The following is a 16,746-nucleotide window of genomic DNA, read 5'->3' on the forward strand; positions in this document are numbered from 1 at the left end:
GCCATTCCCCCGTATCTTGTTCCGGAGCCCTCCTTGGCCCTTACGCCGCAAAACAACGAAGCGTTCCTGCGCGAAGTCGACGACGAGTTGCGCCGCGACCAGTTGATGACCTTCTGGGAACGATACGGCCGTTGGACGATCGGCGCGATCGTGCTGGCGCTCGCCGCCTTCGCCGGGTTCCTCTACTGGCAGCATCGCAGGACCGAGGCGGCTGGGGTGCAGGGCGAGCAATTGCAAGCGGCGTTCGATGCGCTCGGCAACAGCCAGCCGGATCAGGCGGCGAAGACGCTGGCGCCGGTCGCCGCATCGAACCGTGACGGCTATCGCGCGCTCGCGCGGATGACACAGGCCGATATCCTGTTGAGCAAGAAGCAGGACAAGGCCGCAGCGGCCAAATTCGCCGAGGTAGCGGCGGATACCGGCGTGGCGCAGCCATTCCGCGATCTGGCGCTGATCCGTCAGACCGCCGCCGAATATGACGCATTGAAGCCCCAGGTGATCATCGAGCGGCTGCGGCCGCTGGCAGTCCCGGGCAATCCCTATTTCGGCAGCGCGGGCGAACTGGTCGCGATCGCCTATCTGAACAGCGGGCGCAGGGATCTGGCGGGACAATTGTTCAGCCAGATTGCGCAGAACGACACGGTGCCCGAGTCGATCCGTCAACGCAGCATTCAGATGGCGAGTTCGATGGGCGTCGATGCGGCTGCGGACGCCGCCGCGAACGTCCGCGTCGTGACGCCCGCCAGCCTGCCCGCGGCACAACCCAAGGAAGCACCTGCGCAATGACGACGAAGTTCCGGGCCTCCGTAGGGATCGCTGCGCTGATGGCGGTGTCTGCTTGTGGTATTTTTAAGGGCGGTGGGCCGAAGAAGACGCCGACCGTCGGCGAACGCATTCCGATCCTCGCGTCGGAGAATGCGATCGAGGCGGACAAGACGATCGCGGACATCCAGGTGACGCTGCCTGCGGCGGTGGCGAACGATGCGTGGACGCAGCCGGGTGGCAATGCCGCCAAGTCGATGGGTCAGCTGACCCTCGCCGACAGCCCGTCGCGGGCGTGGCAGGCGACGATCAACGGCGGTTCCGCCCGCGAGCGGCTGGGTGCCGCGCCGGTGGTCGCCGACAACAAGCTGTTCGTCGTCGACGTGCAGGCACGGCTGCATGCCTTCGCTGCCAATACTGGCGCGAAGCTGTGGGATGCGGCGGTGAGCACCGGTGACGAGAACCGCCCGGCGCGGTTCGGCGGCGGCGCGAGCTACGAGGGCGGCCGGGTGTTCGCGACCGACGGCGTCGGCGACGTGGTCGCGTTCAACGCCGCGGATGGCAAGGAAGTGTGGCGGGCGAAGCCGGGTGGTCCGCTGCGTGGTGCGCCGACCGTCGCAAATGGATCGGTCTATGTCGTCAGCCAGGACAACCAGATCTTCGCGCTCGATCAGAGCGACGGCAAGGTGCAATGGGCGCAGTCCGGCACGCTGGAAACGCAGGGCGTATTCGGCGTCGCAGCGCCGGCGGCGGACAATCAGACGATCGTCGCCGGATTCTCGAGCGGCGAGCTGAACGCCTATCGCTACGAGAACGGCCGCGTGCTGTGGGGCGATGCGCTGTCGCGGACCTCGATCACCACGTCGGTGTCGAGCCTGTCGGACATCGACGCCGCACCGGTGGTCGACAATGGCCGCGTCTTCGCGGTCGGCCAGGGCGGGCGCATGGTCAGCCTCGATCTCGCCACCGGCCAGCGACTGTGGGAGCAGAATTTCGCCGGCATATCGACGCCGTGGATCGCGGGCGAATGGCTGTTCGTCGTCACCGACGATGCGCGGCTGGTCTGCCTCGCGCGATCGAACGGCAAGGCGCGCTGGATCGCGCAATTGCAGCGCTTCAAGAACGAGAAGAAGAGCAAGGGGCCGCAGGTCACCTGGTTCGGCCCGGTGCTGGCGGGCAACAAGCTGGTGCTGACCAATTCGCTGGGTCGCGTGGTGTTCGCGTCGCCGAACGACGGCAGTGTGACGAGCACGATCGAGGCGAAGGACGTGTTCGCCCTGCCGCCGATCGTCGCCAACGGGACGCTGTACACGCTGGGCCAGTCGGGGAAGATTTCCGCGTATCGGTGACGTTCAACTCCTCTCCCGCGAGGGGGAGGGGGACCATTCGGCGTCCGCCGAATGGTGGAGGGGGAGGTAAGCGGCGTCTTCGGTAACGAAGTTCCTCGCTTACTTCCCCCTCCGTCACGGCTTCGCCGCGCCACCTCCCCCTCGCGGGGGAGGACTTGTATTGCGGCCTCGACGCAGTCGGTTCCCTTATCGCGCCACTTCTTCTAGGAGCGCGGGATGTCCCGTCTCCCCATCGTCGCGATCGTCGGCCGTCCGAATGTCGGCAAGTCGACGCTGTTCAACCGTCTCGTCGGCAAGAAACTCGCGCTGGTCGATGATCGGCCCGGCGTCACCCGCGACCGGCGTGAAGGCGATGCGCACCTGATCGGTCTCGATTTCCGCGTCATCGATACCGCGGGCTACGAGGATCACGACGCGCAGACGCTACCCGGCCGGATGCGATTGCAGACCGAAGCGGCGATCGGGCAGGCCGATGTCGCCCTGTTCCTGTTCGACGCACGCGCCGGCATCGTGCCGCTCGACGAAGAGATCGCGCGCTGGCTGCGGTCGTCGTCCACCCCGGTGATTCTCGCCGCGAACAAGGCGGAAGGAAAGGCGGGCGAGCAGGGCATCCTCGAATCGCTGGCTCTCGGCTTTGGTGACCCCGTTCAGCTGTCCGCCGAGCATGGTGAGGGCATGGGCGACCTGTTCGAGGCGCTGCTGCCGCATCTGGAACGCGCGATGGCCGCCATGCCGGAGGAAGAGGACGACGATCGTCCCGACGCACCGCTGAAGCTGGCGATCGTCGGCCGGCCGAATGCGGGCAAGTCGACGCTGATCAACCGCATGCTGGGCGAGGACCGGATGATCACCGGTCCGGAAGCCGGCATCACCCGCGATTCGATTGCGGTCGACTGGCTGTGGCAGGATCCGAAGGGCGAGCCCCGCCCGGTACGGCTGATCGACACGGCCGGCATGCGCAAGCGCGCCAAGGTGCAGGACAAGCTGGAAAAGCTGTCGGTCGCCGACGCGCTGCACGCGGTCGATTTCGCGGAGGTCGTCGTGCTGCTGCTCGACGCGACGCTGGGGCTGGAGGCGCAGGATCTGCGCATCGCCGATAAGGTGCTGGAAGAGGGCCGCGCGCTCGTCATCGCGCTGAACAAATGGGATGTCGCCGAGAATGCGTCGTCGCTGTTCAACGGCGTCAAGCGGGCGCTGGAGGACGGCCTCAGCCAGGTGAAGGGCGTCACCGTGATGACCGTGTCGGGCGCGACCGGCAAGGGCATCGACCAGTTGATCCAGGCATGTTTCGACACGCGCGAGGCGTGGTCGAAGCGGGTCGGTACGGGCGAAATGAACCGCTGGTTCGAACGCGCGATCGAGGCGAACCCGCCGCCTGCACCGGGCGGCAAGCGGATCAAGATGCGTTACGTGACGCAGGTGAAGACGCGGCCGCCCAGCTTCGTGATCTTCGGCACGCGCGTCGACCAGCTGCCGGCGAGCTACGAACGCTATCTGGTCAATTCGATGCGCAAGGAACTGGGCTTCGGCGCGGTTCCGGTGCGGATCACGTTTCGCGCTCCCAAGAATCCGTTCGACAATAAGGATTAGGTCGAGCGCTCGGCAACGTCATGTTTACCGATGTGCAGGTAACACCGGGCCGAACCTGAGTGGGGTCGGGCCCGGGGCCGAGGGAGAAGGCAGTGTCGTTCGTAGGCAGCACGTTGGTGGATTGGGCGGCGTTCGCGCAGGCGCGAAGTGAGCTCGGTGCCGGGTTCGTGCGCATCCTCGGCTATTTTCGCGAGGACGGCATCAAATCGGTCGCCGCGATCGAACAGGCGATGCGCAGCAACAGCGCCGCCGCGATGGTCATCCCCGCGCATACGCTGAAGGGGGAATCACGGCAGTTCGGCGCCGATCCGCTGGCGGCACTGGCCGAGACGATCGAGGAGATCGCGCGCGATTGCGTCGAGCGTCAGGATACCTGCGAAGAGGCGCTGGAGCACGTCGTCCGGTTGCGCCCGCTGTTCTTCGAAACGCTCAATCTGCTGGAACGCGAGGCCAATCCGCTGGTGTCGCGGCGCCCCGCGGGCGGTGGATTCGGACGCAAGCCCGCGGGTTTTTGAGTGAGGGTTCCGCGGCGGTGGCGCACTGACCCGCACGATTGTCCGTCGTTTATCGATCCGTCATCGCGAAAGTAGCGGAGAAACCCGGAGCGGGATCGGGATGCGCCCGATGGCCTCGGCGTTCCCGGGATGACAGCATTCCGGCAACCGGTTCGTGTCGACGCGCCGGGATTTCCACACCACCGATGCCGGTGACGGCGCGCCACGTCCTGGCGGGCCGCCTCTCGACGGACGATGGCGGCGCGCGCATAGCTTCGGGGTGATCATCACCCTTTCGCACGGTCCGTCATGCCCCTAGCCGGCGTCAGCGCTGCCGACGAGAGGAAGTCACGCGCGGTCGACCGGTCGCGACTGCTGCTATTCGGGCTGCTCGGCTTTTCCGCCGGCCTGCCCTTCTACATGTTCTCCACGGTGCTGGCGCTGCGGCTGACGCAGCATGGCGTCGGGCTGGTCATGATCGGCTTCTTCGCCTGGATCACGCTGTTGCCGACCGCCAAGTTCCTGTGGGCGCCACTGCTGGATCGTGTCGGCGTGCCCGGCTTCGCGCGGTTCTGGGGCAAGCGGCGCGGGTGGATCATGCTCGCGCAGCTCGGCATCGCGACGTCGCTGGTGGCGCTGGCGATCGGCAGCGACGATCGCAGCCTGCCGCTGACCGCATTGGCGGCAGTGCTGCTGGCGTTCTGGACGACGACGCTGGAGGTCGCGGCGGATGCATGGCGGATCGAGGTCGCGCCGACCGCAGGCGACCAGGGGCCGATCGTGGCCGCCAATCTGTGGGGCTATCGCAGTGCGATGGTCGCGGCGGGCAGCGGTGCGCTGATCTTCGCCGACGGGGCGGGGTGGGCGGCCGCTTACCTGTTGATCTCCGCCGCCGCATTCGTACCGTTTCCCATCCTTGCGACGATGCGACCCGACGTGGCCGGCGGGGGCGGGCGGATGGTGGCACTCGCGACCGGACTGGCGGCGAGCGTGCTGATCCTGCTGGGTGTGGCGGCCGCGGCCGGCATGACCGGGTGGATCGTGCTGAGCGTGGCCGATGCGTGGGGCATCGATTCGCGCAGCAACGTGACGCCGGCGGTGCTGATCGTCTGCCTGTTGCCCTTCGTCGCGATGGCGCTGGCCTTGCCCCGTATCCGCCGCGCCGCGCCGCAGGATCCACTGCGCCGATCGGCGGCGGTCGGTCCGTATGTCGATGTATTCTGGCGATATGGCTATGGCGCGCTGGCGGTGCTTGCGTTCGTCTCGCTCTATCGCATGGGCGACGTGCTGGCGCTGACCCTGTCCAAGCCGCTGGTGAAGGCGGCAGGCTATAGCCTGCGGGCGATCGGTATTGCGGACGGCGCGGTGGCGTTGGCGGCGAGCATGGCGGGCGTGGCGCTCGGCGGCTGGCTGGCGACGCGCTGGCGACAGGGATGGACGCTGGCGCTCGGCGCATTGCTGGCGGCGGTGGGCAATTGGGGGTTCGTGTGGCTGGCGCACCAGCCCGCCGGCACCGCCGTGCTCTATGTGGCGACGGCGCTCGATCAGTTCGGCAACGGGTTCGCGGGGGCGGTGTTCGTCGTCTACCTCTCGATGCTGGTCAATCCGCGCTATCCGGGCGCGCAATATGCGTTCCTGTCGGGGTTCGCCTTTCTGTTGCCGCGGCTGCTGGCCGGGGCATCGGGGTCGATGCAGGCGGCGATCGGCTATGACGGATTCTTCCTGCTGTCCGGTGCGCTCAGCCTGGCGGCGATCGTGCTGCTGCCGTGGGTGACGCGCCTGCGCCCTCATGCCGACGACACGGCCGCGTGATCGACGTGGCCTTCGCACCCGCCGCGGCGGCGGTGGCACGGGGAGACCTGCCCGGCGCGATATTGGGTCTGGTGACCCGCGCGGGTGTGCGTGCGGTGCGAACGGCCGGGCATGCCATGCTGGTGCCCGGACAGGAGTTGCTGACCCGCGATCACTGGTTCGATCTCGCTTCGCTGACCAAGGTGATCGCGACGACGACGATGATCCTGACGCTCGCCGAACAGGGGCGGATCGGGCTCGATCGCCCGCTGACCGACGCGATCCCGGATCTGCGGCAATATGACGTGGAGGGGGCAGCGGAGCGGCAGCTGACGTTTCGCGACTGCCTGTGTCACCGGACGCATCTGCCGGCGGTGGCGCCGATCTACACGTACGGCGACGATCCACAGCGGCTGCGCGCGTTCGTCCTGCAACGCGAATGGCCGGCAGGGCCGGCGGTCTATTCCGACATCAACTTCATCCTGCTCGGCATCGCGATCGAGCGGATCACCGGTGCGCCGCTGCGCGCCTGGCCGTTACCCGAGGGGTTGGGATATGCTCCGGTCGACGGCCCGGTCGTGGCGACCGAGGCGTGCCCGTGGCGCGGTCGGGTGCTTTGCGGCGACGTGCATGACGAAAATGCGGCGGCACTGGGCGGTGCGGCGGGACATGCCGGCTTGTTCGGCACCGTCGACGGCGTGCTCGATTTCGCGCGGGGATTGCTCGACGGCACCGGTGCGTCACCCGCGCAGTTGCAGGCGATCGTCGAGCGACAGCAGGGCGACCGCACCTGCGGCTGGGAGCGGCGCTTCGCCGGCTGGCATGGCGGGGAGGCCTGTTCGGACCGGACGATCGGCCACACCGGCTTCACCGGCACGGGGCTATGGATCGACATGGACCGCGGCCTTGCCTGGACGTTGCTGACCAATCGTGTGCATCCGACGCGGCATCGCGACAGCGGCATCTTCGCCTTGCGTCCCGCGGTCGGCGATGCGGTGATCGCCGCATATGACGCCGTCTGACGCCGGTCGGGACGCGCTCAGTCGATCGATCCGGTCGCGAGATAGCGGTTGAGCCAATCGCCGATGGCGGCATTGTCGCCTGGTGCCGCCATCGACCCCAGCGCGCGGCTGCGCAACGCGTCGTCGATATCGGGAGCGGCATGTGCGCCGATCAGGGCGCGACCATAAGCGGCGTCGAATTCGGGATGGAATTGCAACGTCAGCGCCTCGCCGTGCGGATAGGCGAGTGCGGCACAGGGGGTGAAGGCGGTCGACGCGATCACCGTGGCTCCGGCGGGTGGTTCGATCACCTGATCCTGATGCGAGGCCATCGCCGCGACCTGTGGCGGCAGTCCGGCGATCGGCCGTTCCAGCACGTAGCGCGTGATGCCCAGACCCCATCCCTGCGGGGCTTTTTCGACGCGCCCACCGAAGGCATGCGCGATCGCCTGATGCCCGAAACAGATGCCGATCAGGCGGGCACGCCCGCGTGCGGCGCGCAGGAAGGCGACAAGCGATCCGGTCCATGGCAGGCCGTCGTTGACTCCGGCCGCGGATCCGGTGACGACATAGGCGTCGCATTCGCCCGGATCGCCGGGCAGGCCGCCGGCGCGAACGTCATAGCGGGTGTAGAGGTGGCCCGGACCCAGCAGCCGTGCGACCATGCCGGCGTAATCGCCGTGCTGTTCCGAAAGATCGCCGGGTGGTGCGCCGGTTTCGAGAATACCGATATGCATGAGCGAATGGTCCGACCGATGCCGTCGCAGGATACAGCGGGGGAGAATCCGGATACGCCGATGGACTCGATCCCCCGCGTCCCCAACGCACCGCTGCCGGTTTCACCGGCGGGCTCCGCTCCATATATCTCGTTGACGGTGCGTTCTGGACGGATGCGGCCTACGCCGGAACGCAAACAAAAAAAAGGCCGGTCAAAGACCGGCCGGAAAGTTTTTAGGAGAGGATGCCTGAAAGGCACAGTCGTTGTGCATCGCAGCACGGGTTCATGCAATTGCAAAATACGCAATCCAGCGTTCGTGCCGTGCAATCGTAGCGCTATCATTGCCGACATGCCGATGGTTGCGCGCCGCCTGTCATTCTCATAGCCGGGATCGATCATGCATAATTTTTCCACCATCTTCGCGGTTGCAGCGTTGTCGACAGCAGCGTCTGGCGCCGCGCCGCGTGAACCGGCGATCGTCCGGGTGCGTCTCGAAACCCCTTATGGCCCGATCGTGCTGGCGCTGGAGGCACGGCGCGCGCCGAAAACGGTCGCCAATTTCATGGGCTATGTCGACGACAAGCGCTTCGACGGGATGAGCTTCTATCGCTCCGCACGCAATCGCAGCGCGCCGACCTATGGCTTCATCCAGGGCGGCATCCGCACTGACGCGCGCCGCATCCTGCCGCCGTTCCCGCTGGAAACGACGGCGATGACGGGGATCAGGCATGTCGACGGCACGATTTCGATGGCGCGCCGCGCGGATGCGGGATCGGCGGGCGGCAATTTCTTCATCACCGTCGGTCCGATGCCCAGCATGGACGCGAAGGGCGCCTATCCCGGCTATGCGGCGTTCGGCCACGTCGTGTCGGGAATGCCGGTGGTGAAGCGTATCCTGGCGCTGCCGACGGGTGGCGGCATGGGCGGGCAGTTATTACTCCGTCCGATCAAGCTGATCGCCGCCCGCCGGCTGAACGGCACGCCGCACCCCACCGGTCTGGTCAAGCCGTGGCTGGTAAAGACGAAACCGGCCGCGCCAAAGCCTGCGCCGGCTCGACCGGCACCAAGATAGGACAGGATGAGCAACCAAATTCCGATCGTGCGGTTATCCAGCATCATCATGAGGAGGATCACCGATGAAGACTGGATTGCTAAGCCTGCTGGCCGCAGTGGCGATGGTATCGCCGGTCTCGATGGAGCCTGCCGCCGCACAGCGCGGCGACTATCGCTGGCAGGGTGACAGGGGCCGCAACTGGGAACCGTCGCAGCATTACCGGTCGGGCAAGTATCGCGAGCGGCGCCTCGGCCGCAACGACCGGATCTACAAGGGCCGTGATGGACGGGCCTATTGCCGGCGGAACGACGGGACGACCGGGCTGGTGGTCGGCGCGCTGGGCGGCGGCGTGCTCGGGAATCTGGTCGGCGGCGGCACGCTTGGAACATTGCTCGGTGCCGGCGGCGGCGCGGTACTGGGTCGGTCGATCGATCGCGGCAACGTAAAGTGCCGTTGATGTGAGACAGGGCGGCCATGAGGCCGCCCGCCTTCAATGCGCGTCGGCGATCAGCAACAAGGCCGCATCGACGGCTGCGCTCGCCGACGCATCCGCAGGCATGTCGTTGGCGAAACTGGCGAAAACGAGATTGCGCCCGCTGCGCGCCTGCATGAAGCCGGACAGCGCCGACGCGGCGTTGAGCGTTCCCGTCTTCGCACGCAGCCGGCCGGCGAGCGCGGTACCTGCGAACCGCCGCCGCAAGGTGCCGTCCACGCCCCCCACCGGCAGCGTCGCCTGCCACGCCGCGCCCCATGGCCGGGTCTGTGTCCAGCGGAGGAACCGCGCCATGCCGCGCGGCGACATCCGATTGTAGCTCGACATGCCCGAGCCATCGGCAAAGTCGTATCGCCAGCGTTCCACCCCGGCGCGCGCCAACATCGCCGCGATGCGGACCTGTCCATCGGCGATCGATCCGCTGCCGTCGATCCGGCCGATCCTGCGCAGCAGCAACTCCGCGTGCAAATTCTGGCTCACCCGGTTGGTGAGCAGCAGATCCCCGGCCAGCGGGAGAGGGATCGCGCGGGCGAGCACCGGAGGGGCGGGCGGCCGGACGACGGGCGCAGTGCCGCGCAGGACAGGATCGTCGTCGGGGCCAGCCGCACGATGGCGAACCCGCACCATTCCCGCAACGCGAACGCCCCGTGCCAGCAGCATTGTCCGGAGGCGCCACGCGGCATAATCGGCCGGGTCGTCGATGCCGACGCGCAACGTCTCCGGGGCGGAACCCGGTGCAATGGTGCCGTCGAGGCGCAAGGTCCGGCTGCCCGGCACCCGATCGTAGGAGATCGCAGTCCGGCCGCCGGTCGCGATGCGGTTGTCGATCGTGAAATAGGGCAGGGCTGCGATCCGCGCCACACCGTGTCCGTCGGGCGAAGGCGTGACGGTGACTCGCAGTTCATTGTCGTCCAGCGTCAGCGCCGACACACCGGTGCCCGATCGGGTGGGGATGTTGTTCCAGCTCATGCCGGGGCTCCAGCGCTGGTCCGGGAACATGCTGTCGTCGCCGATCACATCGCGCACGCGCCGTGTCCGTGCGGCGACCGCATCGGCCAGCGTGGAAAGGCAATCGTCGATACAATTCGTCGCGCTCGACAATCGGGCATCGCCATGTCCGGCGAGAATCACGTCCGCGCCTTCGACCCTGACAGTCGCGCCGGCATCCGTGTCGGGCAGGGTGACGTCACCGAGCGAATCGAACGCGGCGGCGGTCGTCGCGATCTTGGTGTTGGACGCGGGAACGAAGCGGTCGTCAGGCGCGATCGCGACGATCTCGCGGCCGGTATCGTCGAGGACGACCAGCCCGAAGCGCGTGCCGGGCCCGTTCGCCCGCAAAATGGCGGCCACACGATCCTGCAACGTCGTCGGCTCGTCCGCCGCTGCCGGTGTCGCCAGCAGCGTCGTCGCCGCTGCAAGGATCGCAATTGCCCGCATCGGACGGCAGACTAGCCGCCGCCGCCCGATGCGCAACCGATTCAGCCCTTCAGATAGGGGGCAGCGCCGGACTTCGGCGAATCGTGCTCGCTGATCGAATTCAGCTGGATGTAGTTGTGGATACCCATCCGCTCGATCATCTCGAACTGGCGCTCCAGCGTGTCGACATGCTCTTCCTCGCTGGCGAGGATGCGGGCGAACAGGTCGCGGCTGATATAGTCGCGTACCTCTTCGCAATAGGCGATCGCGCCCTTCAGCTGTTCGACCGCTTCCAGTTCCATCGCGAGGTCGGACTTCAGCACCTCCTCGACGGTTTCGCCGATGCGCAGGCGACCGAGCAGCTGGAAGTTTGGCAGGCCATCGAGGAACAGGATGCGCTCCGACAGCCAGTCGGCGTGCTTCATCTCGTCGATCGATTCCATCCGCTCGTATTGGGCGAGCTTGTAGACGCCCCAATGGTCGAGCATCCGGTAGTGGAGCCAATATTGATTGATTGCAGTGAGTTCGTTCCTGAGCGCTTCGTTCAGGAATTCGATGACCCGCGGGTCGCCCTTCATCGCCATGACTTTCTTACCCTTTTCGGATCATCCGTTACGGAGCCGGTCTAGGCGTCAAATGGCCGTGGCTGCAACCCTGAAAATGGCGGATTTCTGCGGGTTTCAGATGCTGCGAACGTTATGCAGCAGCGCGTTCGGTATCGATAATGGCTCGCGCTACCACGGTGCATTGCCCGCATTTCGCCTGACAGCCGAGCGAGCGATACGCCTGACACGCCGTCATGCAACCGCTGCGCGCGGCGGCGCGGACCTGGGATTCCCGGATGGCATTGCACACGCAGACGACCATGGATGCTCCTTCGCTTCGCCCCATCGAATAGGGCTAATGCGAGGCGCTCGCAAGTGAATATGCGACTGATTCGCAGTCGCTGACGCACGGTTCGTCGCAAGCCCGGCTTCAGTCCTCCCCCGCGAGGGGGAGGGGGCAGCGAAGCTGACGGAGGGGGAGGTAAGCGACCAATCCAACAATGGAATGCGTCGCTAACCGCCCCCTCCACCATTCGGCTGGCGCCGAACGGTCCCCCTCCCCCTGGCGGGGGAGGAATGTCGTCGGTTCACGCCAGCGCGGCGTCGGCGCCCATCAGCTTGGGGAAGAAGCCCTCGTGTGCCTCGCGCAGCGCATCCAGCGCCACCACGTCGTCACGATCTGGGCGTTCGAAGATCAGGCGCTTGCCACCGGTGCGACCGAGCGGCTCCGCCTCGACGCCCGCCGCATGCGCCGCGCCGAGGAAGTCGAGCAGGGCGTGATCGTGGATGGTGACGACGTACACGCCCTGATCCTCGGCGAAGAACGACCGGGCGCAGCCGAAGGGTTGCTTGCGATCGATCATCGCCCCGATGCCGCCCGCCAGCGCCATTTCGGCGACCGTCACCGCGATGCCGCCATCGGACACGTCATGGACTGCGGACAGCCAGCCATCCGCAATCGCGGTGCGGATCAGGTCCCCGGCCTTGCGCTCCGCGTCGAGATCGACCGGCGGGGGCGGGCCTTCCTCGCGGCCATGGCATTCGCGCAGGTACAGCGACTGACCGAGGTGACCGCCACGCGCGCCAACGACGAGGATCATGTCGCCGGTGCCCTTGAACGCGATCGTCGCGTTCCTCGTCCAGTCCTTGAGCAGGCCGACGCCGCCGATCGCCGGGGTCGGCAGGATCGCCGAGCCGCCGCCGGTCGCCTTCGATTCGTTGTAGAGCGACACGTTGCCGCTCACGATCGGGAAGTCCAAGGCGCGGCACGCCTGCGCCATGCCGTCGAGGCAGCCGACGATCTGGCCCATGATCTCGGGCCGTTGCGGGTTGGCGAAGTTGAGGCAGTTGGTGATCGCGAGCGGCGTCGCGCCGACCGCGGTCAGGTTGCGCCATGCCTCGGCGACGGCCTGCTTGCCGCCCTCGACCGGGTCGGCGAAGCAATAGCGCGGGGTGCAGTCAGTGGTTATCGCCAGCGCCTTGTCGGTGCCGTGGACGCGGACGACGGCGCTGTCGCCGCCGGGCGCCTGCACGGTGTCGGCGCCGACCATGTGGTCGTATTGCTCCCAGATCCAGCGGCGGCTGGCGACGTCGGGCGACCCCATCAGCGTCAGCAGGTCGCGCGCGATGTCGTTGCTTTCCGGCACGTTCTCCAGCGGCGCCGGCTTGGGCGTCGGCACGTGCGGGCGGTCGTAGAGTGGCGCTTCGTCGGCGAGCGGGCCGAGCGGAATGTCGCAGACGACCTCGCCCTGCCACTTCAGCACCATCCGCTCGGTATCGGTGACATGGCCGATGACAGCGAAGTCGAGTTCCCATTTGCGGAAGATCGCCTCCGCCTCACCCTCGCGGCCGGGCTTGAGCACCATCAGCATGCGCTCCTGCGATTCGGAGAGCATCATCTCGTATGGCGTCATGCCGGTTTCGCGCTGCGGCACGTCGTCCATCACCAGTTCGATGCCGACGCCGCCCTTCGACGCCATTTCGACCGACGACGAGGTGAGGCCGGCCGCGCCCATGTCTTGGATCGCGACGATCACGTCGGTCGCCATCAACTCCAGACACGCCTCGATCAGCAACTTTTCGGTAAAGGGGTCACCGACCTGCACGGTCGGGCGCTTGGCATCGGCGTCCTCGCCAAAGTCCGCGCTCGCCATGGTCGCGCCGTGGATGCCGTCGCGGCCGGTCTTCGATCCGACATACACGATCGGATTGCCGATGCCGCTGGCGGCGGAATAGAAGATCTTGTCCTGATCGGCGATGCCGACCGTCATCGCGTTGACGAGGATGTTGCCGTCATAGGCGGGGTGGAAGTTCACCTCGCCGCCAACGGTCGGCACCCCCACGCAATTGCCATAGCCGCCGATGCCGTGGACGACGCCGCTGATCAGGTGGCGCATCTTCGGGTGTGTCGGCGACCCGAAGCGCAGCGCGTTCATGTTGGCGATCGGCCGCGCGCCCATCGTGAATACATCGCGCAGGATGCCGCCGACCCCGGTCGCCGCGCCCTGATAGGGCTCGATGTACGAGGGGTGGTTGTGCGACTCCATCTTGAAGATCGCCGCCTGATTGTCGCCGATGTCGATCACGCCGGCATTCTCGCCCGGCCCGCAGATCACCTGCGGCCCTTCGGTCGGCAGCTTCTTCAGATGGATGCGGCTCGATTTATAGCTGCAATGCTCGGACCACATGACCGAGAAGATGCCGAGCTCGACGAGGTTCGGCTCGCGACCTAGCGCGGAGAGGACGCGCTCATATTCCTCGGGGGACAGGCCGTGGTCGGCGACGATCTGGGGCGTGATCTCGGTCATGCCCGCGCCCATAGCTTGAGCGGGCGCGGGCGTCACCCCATCAGGCGAACGGCGGCTGGTGGTATCCGGCGGGCGACGAGGTGAAGATCTCGCACCCGTCCTCGGTGATGCCGATCGAATGTTCGAACTGCGCCGACAGCGAGCGGTCGCGCGTCACCGCCGTCCAGCCGTCGTCGAGCAGCTTCACGTCGGGCCGACCGATGTTGATCATCGGTTCGATCGTGAAGATCATGCCGGGCTTCAACTCGGGGCCGGTGCCGGGCTTGCCGACATGGACGACTTCTGGCGCGTCGTGGAACAGCCGGCCGACGCCATGGCCGCAGAAATCGCGCACGACGCCATAGCGGTGCTTCTCCGCATGCCGCTGGATCGCGTTGGCGACATCGCCCATGTGGTTGCCCGGCTTCGCCTGTTCGATGCCGAGCATCAGGCATTCGTAGGTCACCTCGACCAGCCGCTTCGCCTTTAGCGGCACGTCGCCGATCAGGTACATCCGGCTGGTGTCGCCGTGCCAGCCATCGACGATCGGCGTCACGTCGACATTGACGATATCCCCGGATTTGAGCGTCTTCTCGCTCGGGATGCCGTGACAGACGACGTGGTTGATCGAGATGCAGGTGGAATGGGTGTAGCCGCGATAGCCGAGCGTCGCGGGAACGCCGCCGCCCGCGAGGATGAAGTCGTAGATCAGCTTGTCGACCTCGGCAGTCGTGACGCCCGGCACCATGTGCGGGGTCAGCATGTCGAGCGTTTCGGCGGCGAGGCGCCCGGCCTTGTGCATGCCCGCAAAGGCCGCCGGACCATGCAGTTTGATGGCGCCGGTGCGCCCTTCCGGCGCGTCTGAGGTCACGGTTACGTATTCGGTCATGCGCGACGATATAGCGTGGTCGCGACGATTTTGCGAGGCTATGGCGAGGCCATGGAGCAGGGCACACCGCAGGAACGCATCTGGACCGCCGCGCTGATCGTGATCGGCGACGAGATCCTGTCCGGTCGCACGCAGGACAAGAACATCGCCCAGCTGGCGAGCTGGCTCAACGTGCAGGGTATCCGCCTGGCCGAGGTGCGCGTCGTCGCCGATCGGACGGAGGCGATCGTCGAGGCGGTGAACGTCCTGCGCGCGCGCAACGATTATCTGTTCACCACCGGCGGGATCGGCCCGACGCACGACGACATCACCGTCGACGCGATCGCCGCGGCACTGGGCGTCGCGGTGGAGCATCACCCGGAAGCGCTGGCGGTGCTGGAGCGCTATTACGAAACCCGCGGCGGGCTGACCGAGGCACGGGCGCGGATGGCGCGGGTGCCGGCGGGCGCGGGGCTGATCGTCAACAAGGTGTCGGGCGCGCCGGGCATCCACATCGGCAACATCTTCATCATGGCGGGCGTGCCGCACATCACCGCCGGCATGCTGGATGCGCTGACCGGTACGCTGGAGGGCGGACGTCCGGTGGTGTCGGGCACGATCGGCTGCTGGGTGGGCGAGAGCGAGGTCGCCGACCTGCTCCGTAACGCCGAGAAGGCGCATGAGGGCGTCGCGATCGGATCGTACCCGTTCTTTCGCGAGGGGCTGACGGGCGCGAATTTCGTGGTGCGCAGTCCGGATGCGGGGCTGGTCGAGGCGTGTCTGACGGATCTGACGCGGGAGCTCGAGGCGACCGGGCGCGAGGTGTTCGCGGGCGGGATCTGATTTGGGTGTCTGGCCAATGGCTTGCCACTGACTGATCGCACCGGCCGCAACCTTCCGCGGCTAAAGCGGCTCCCTCCCTCTCCCGGCGGGAGAGGGAGGGAGCCGAGGGCGCGCCGGGTGAGGCTACTTCGCCAAAAACGCCGTTAAAGCCGCCTCGAACCGCTCCGGCTGGTCCAGCATCACGAAATGCGCCGCGTCGCCGACATCCACGAATGTCACGTGCGGGGCGTCGGCATAGGCCGCCTTGTACAGCCCCTCCGCGGCGGCCTTGGTCGGGCCGGCGTCGCTCCATGGATAGACCAAGGTGATCGGTGTCGCGATCTGCTTCATCGCCGGGCGCAGGTCGGTCGTCATGTCCTCGTACATCGCCTGCGCCGACACGCGCGGGTCGGCGGCTTTCACCCATGACACGACCTTCGCCCGCGATGCCGGCTTCGACGCGAGCTGGTTGGCGGTTGCGGTCGCCATGGCATCGTCGGCGGGCTTGCCATAGCTGGCGGCCTGCATATCGCGCATCGCCTTCGCCCGCGGCTCGATCATCGCGACGGTGGCGGCGGGGGAGAACAGCGTGCCGATGAAGGGCAGCGAATCGACGATCATCAGCTTGCCGGCGTCCGCGGGATGCGCCTTCGCCAGCATCAGCGCGGCGAGACCGCCCATCGAATGGCCGACCAGTGCGGCACCGGCAATCTTCTCCTTGCCGATCAGCGTGTGCAGGTCGGCGACGATGCCGTCGAGCACGCCCGGCGACAGGTTCGCCCCCGGTGCGTCGCCGCCGAAGCCGTTGACCTGCACCGTATAGACCCGGTGGTCCTTCGCCAGTATCGGCACGACCCCGTCCCACACGGCGCGTGGCGAGGACAGGCCGGGGATCAGGATCACCGGCGTTCCCTTGCCCGTTGCGACCACCGAGATGTGCGGCATCTGGATCGCAGGCGCAGCGGTGGCGGCATGGCCGGGGGTGGGCTGGAGCACGATGCCCAGCGTCAGGGCCGAGGCGGCGAGGCGCAGGCCCCAATGAGTGGCACGGATCATA

Annotated in this window: 16 protein-coding genes; 9 read left to right on the forward strand and 7 right to left on the reverse strand. The window is 67.1% G+C overall.

Annotated features, from left to right (window positions below; translation table 11 throughout):
* Positions 1-33 precede the first annotated feature (33 nt).
* The 6 genes from LRA87_RS04030 to LRA87_RS04055 all read left to right on the forward strand — a co-directional run bounded on the left by LRA87_RS04030 (position 34) and on the right by LRA87_RS04055 (position 7,008).
* The gene (locus LRA87_RS04030) at positions 34-786 is read left to right on the forward strand and encodes a tetratricopeptide repeat protein (RefSeq protein ID WP_230629466.1); all 753 of its coding nucleotides are present in this window, start codon (positions 34-36) and stop codon (positions 784-786) included.
* Positions 783-2,111, forward strand: coding sequence for a PQQ-binding-like beta-propeller repeat protein (locus tag LRA87_RS04035; protein ID WP_230629467.1), 1,329 nt, complete (start codon positions 783-785; stop codon positions 2,109-2,111). Before LRA87_RS04030 ends, LRA87_RS04035 begins: the two co-directional genes overlap by 4 nt.
* A 216-nt stretch (positions 2,112-2,327) precedes the next feature.
* Positions 2,328-3,701 carry a ribosome biogenesis GTPase Der gene (der, locus tag LRA87_RS04040; RefSeq protein ID WP_230629468.1) on the forward strand — a complete coding sequence of 458 codons (1,374 nt, stop codon included), beginning with the start codon at positions 2,328-2,330 and terminating at the stop codon, positions 3,699-3,701.
* 92 nt (positions 3,702-3,793) lie between these two features.
* Positions 3,794-4,216 (forward strand): Hpt domain-containing protein, encoded by a 423-nt coding sequence (locus tag LRA87_RS04045; protein ID WP_230629469.1) that lies wholly within the window; start codon positions 3,794-3,796, stop codon positions 4,214-4,216.
* 288 nt (positions 4,217-4,504) lie between these two features.
* A complete protein-coding gene (locus LRA87_RS04050) occupies positions 4,505-6,007 on the forward strand; it encodes a permease (protein ID WP_230629470.1) in 1,503 nt (500 codons plus the stop codon).
* Positions 6,004-7,008, forward strand: coding sequence for a serine hydrolase domain-containing protein (locus LRA87_RS04055; RefSeq protein ID WP_230629471.1), 1,005 nt, complete (start codon positions 6,004-6,006; stop codon positions 7,006-7,008). The genes LRA87_RS04050 and LRA87_RS04055 overlap by 4 nt, the downstream gene beginning before the upstream one ends.
* A 17-nt stretch (positions 7,009-7,025) precedes the next feature.
* Here the strand turns inward: LRA87_RS04055 and LRA87_RS04060 are convergent, their stop codons facing one another.
* Positions 7,026-7,724, reverse strand: a complete 699-nt coding sequence (locus tag LRA87_RS04060) for a type 1 glutamine amidotransferase (protein WP_230629472.1) — start codon at positions 7,722-7,724, stop codon at positions 7,026-7,028.
* A gap of 378 nt (positions 7,725-8,102) precedes the next feature.
* Here LRA87_RS04060 and LRA87_RS04065 point away from each other — a divergent pair, with 378 nt between their 5' ends.
* Positions 8,103-8,777, forward strand: coding sequence for a peptidylprolyl isomerase (locus LRA87_RS04065; protein WP_230629473.1), 675 nt, complete (start codon positions 8,103-8,105; stop codon positions 8,775-8,777).
* A 64-nt stretch (positions 8,778-8,841) separates the two neighbouring features.
* Positions 8,842-9,216: a glycine zipper 2TM domain-containing protein gene (locus LRA87_RS04070; RefSeq protein WP_230629474.1), complete on the forward strand. Its 375-nt coding sequence runs from the start codon at positions 8,842-8,844 to the stop codon at positions 9,214-9,216.
* A gap of 33 nt (positions 9,217-9,249) precedes the next feature.
* Here LRA87_RS04070 and dacB read toward each other — a convergent pair whose 3' ends face one another.
* From dacB to map, 5 genes are all read right to left on the reverse strand, one after another.
* On the reverse strand, positions 9,250-10,689 hold the full coding sequence (gene dacB / locus LRA87_RS04075; RefSeq protein ID WP_230629475.1) for a D-alanyl-D-alanine carboxypeptidase/D-alanyl-D-alanine endopeptidase: 1,440 nt from the start codon (positions 10,687-10,689) through the stop codon (positions 9,250-9,252).
* A 41-nt stretch (positions 10,690-10,730) separates the two neighbouring features.
* A complete protein-coding gene (gene bfr / locus LRA87_RS04080) occupies positions 10,731-11,246 on the reverse strand; it encodes a bacterioferritin (protein WP_230629802.1) in 516 nt (171 codons plus the stop codon).
* A gap of 118 nt (positions 11,247-11,364) precedes the next feature.
* Positions 11,365-11,535 (reverse strand): (2Fe-2S)-binding protein, encoded by a 171-nt coding sequence (locus tag LRA87_RS04085; protein WP_230629476.1) that lies wholly within the window; start codon positions 11,533-11,535, stop codon positions 11,365-11,367.
* A gap of 265 nt (positions 11,536-11,800) precedes the next feature.
* Positions 11,801-14,020, reverse strand: a complete 2,220-nt coding sequence (gene purL, locus LRA87_RS04090; protein WP_230629477.1) for a phosphoribosylformylglycinamidine synthase subunit PurL — start codon at positions 14,018-14,020, stop codon at positions 11,801-11,803.
* A 40-nt stretch (positions 14,021-14,060) separates the two neighbouring features.
* Complete coding sequence (gene map / locus LRA87_RS04095) at positions 14,061-14,888, reverse strand: type I methionyl aminopeptidase (protein WP_230629478.1); 828 nt, start codon at positions 14,886-14,888, stop codon at positions 14,061-14,063.
* A 51-nt stretch (positions 14,889-14,939) separates the two neighbouring features.
* Between map and LRA87_RS04100 the strand changes: the two genes are divergently transcribed.
* Positions 14,940-15,710 (forward strand): competence/damage-inducible protein A, encoded by a 771-nt coding sequence (locus LRA87_RS04100; RefSeq protein WP_230629479.1) that lies wholly within the window; start codon positions 14,940-14,942, stop codon positions 15,708-15,710.
* A 123-nt stretch (positions 15,711-15,833) separates the two neighbouring features.
* On the opposite strand, the gene LRA87_RS04105 is transcribed toward LRA87_RS04100, so the two are convergent.
* Complete coding sequence (locus LRA87_RS04105) at positions 15,834-16,745, reverse strand: alpha/beta fold hydrolase (RefSeq protein WP_230629480.1); 912 nt, start codon at positions 16,743-16,745, stop codon at positions 15,834-15,836.
* Position 16,746: the final 1 nt, after the last annotated feature.

The organism is Sphingomonas sp. Leaf37, assembly GCF_920939475.1.
Classification (GTDB): domain Bacteria; phylum Pseudomonadota; class Alphaproteobacteria; order Sphingomonadales; family Sphingomonadaceae; genus Sphingomonas.

Coding starts and splice junctions, on each gene's coding strand:
- LRA87_RS04035 (WP_230629467.1), top strand. CDS start 783: ATGACGACGAAGTTCCGGGCCTCCGTAGGGATCGCTGCGCTGATGGCG.
- der (WP_230629468.1), top strand. CDS start 2,328: ATGTCCCGTCTCCCCATCGTCGCGATCGTCGGCCGTCCGAATGTCGGC.
- LRA87_RS04050 (WP_230629470.1), top strand. CDS start 4,505: ATGCCCCTAGCCGGCGTCAGCGCTGCCGACGAGAGGAAGTCACGCGCG.
- LRA87_RS04060 (WP_230629472.1), bottom strand. CDS start 7,724: ATGCATATCGGTATTCTCGAAACCGGCGCACCACCCGGCGATCTTTCG.
- LRA87_RS04065 (WP_230629473.1), top strand. CDS start 8,103: ATGCATAATTTTTCCACCATCTTCGCGGTTGCAGCGTTGTCGACAGCA.
- LRA87_RS04070 (WP_230629474.1), top strand. CDS start 8,842: ATGAAGACTGGATTGCTAAGCCTGCTGGCCGCAGTGGCGATGGTATCG.
- dacB (WP_230629475.1), bottom strand. CDS start 10,689: ATGCGGGCAATTGCGATCCTTGCAGCGGCGACGACGCTGCTGGCGACA.
- bfr (WP_230629802.1), bottom strand. CDS start 11,246: ATGAAGGGCGACCCGCGGGTCATCGAATTCCTGAACGAAGCGCTCAGG.
- LRA87_RS04085 (WP_230629476.1), bottom strand. CDS start 11,535: ATGGTCGTCTGCGTGTGCAATGCCATCCGGGAATCCCAGGTCCGCGCC.
- purL (WP_230629477.1), bottom strand. CDS start 14,020: ATGACCGAGATCACGCCCCAGATCGTCGCCGACCACGGCCTGTCCCCC.
- map (WP_230629478.1), bottom strand. CDS start 14,888: ATGACCGAATACGTAACCGTGACCTCAGACGCGCCGGAAGGGCGCACC.
- LRA87_RS04100 (WP_230629479.1), top strand. CDS start 14,940: ATGGAGCAGGGCACACCGCAGGAACGCATCTGGACCGCCGCGCTGATC.
- LRA87_RS04105 (WP_230629480.1), bottom strand. CDS start 16,745: ATGATCCGTGCCACTCATTGGGGCCTGCGCCTCGCCGCCTCGGCCCTG.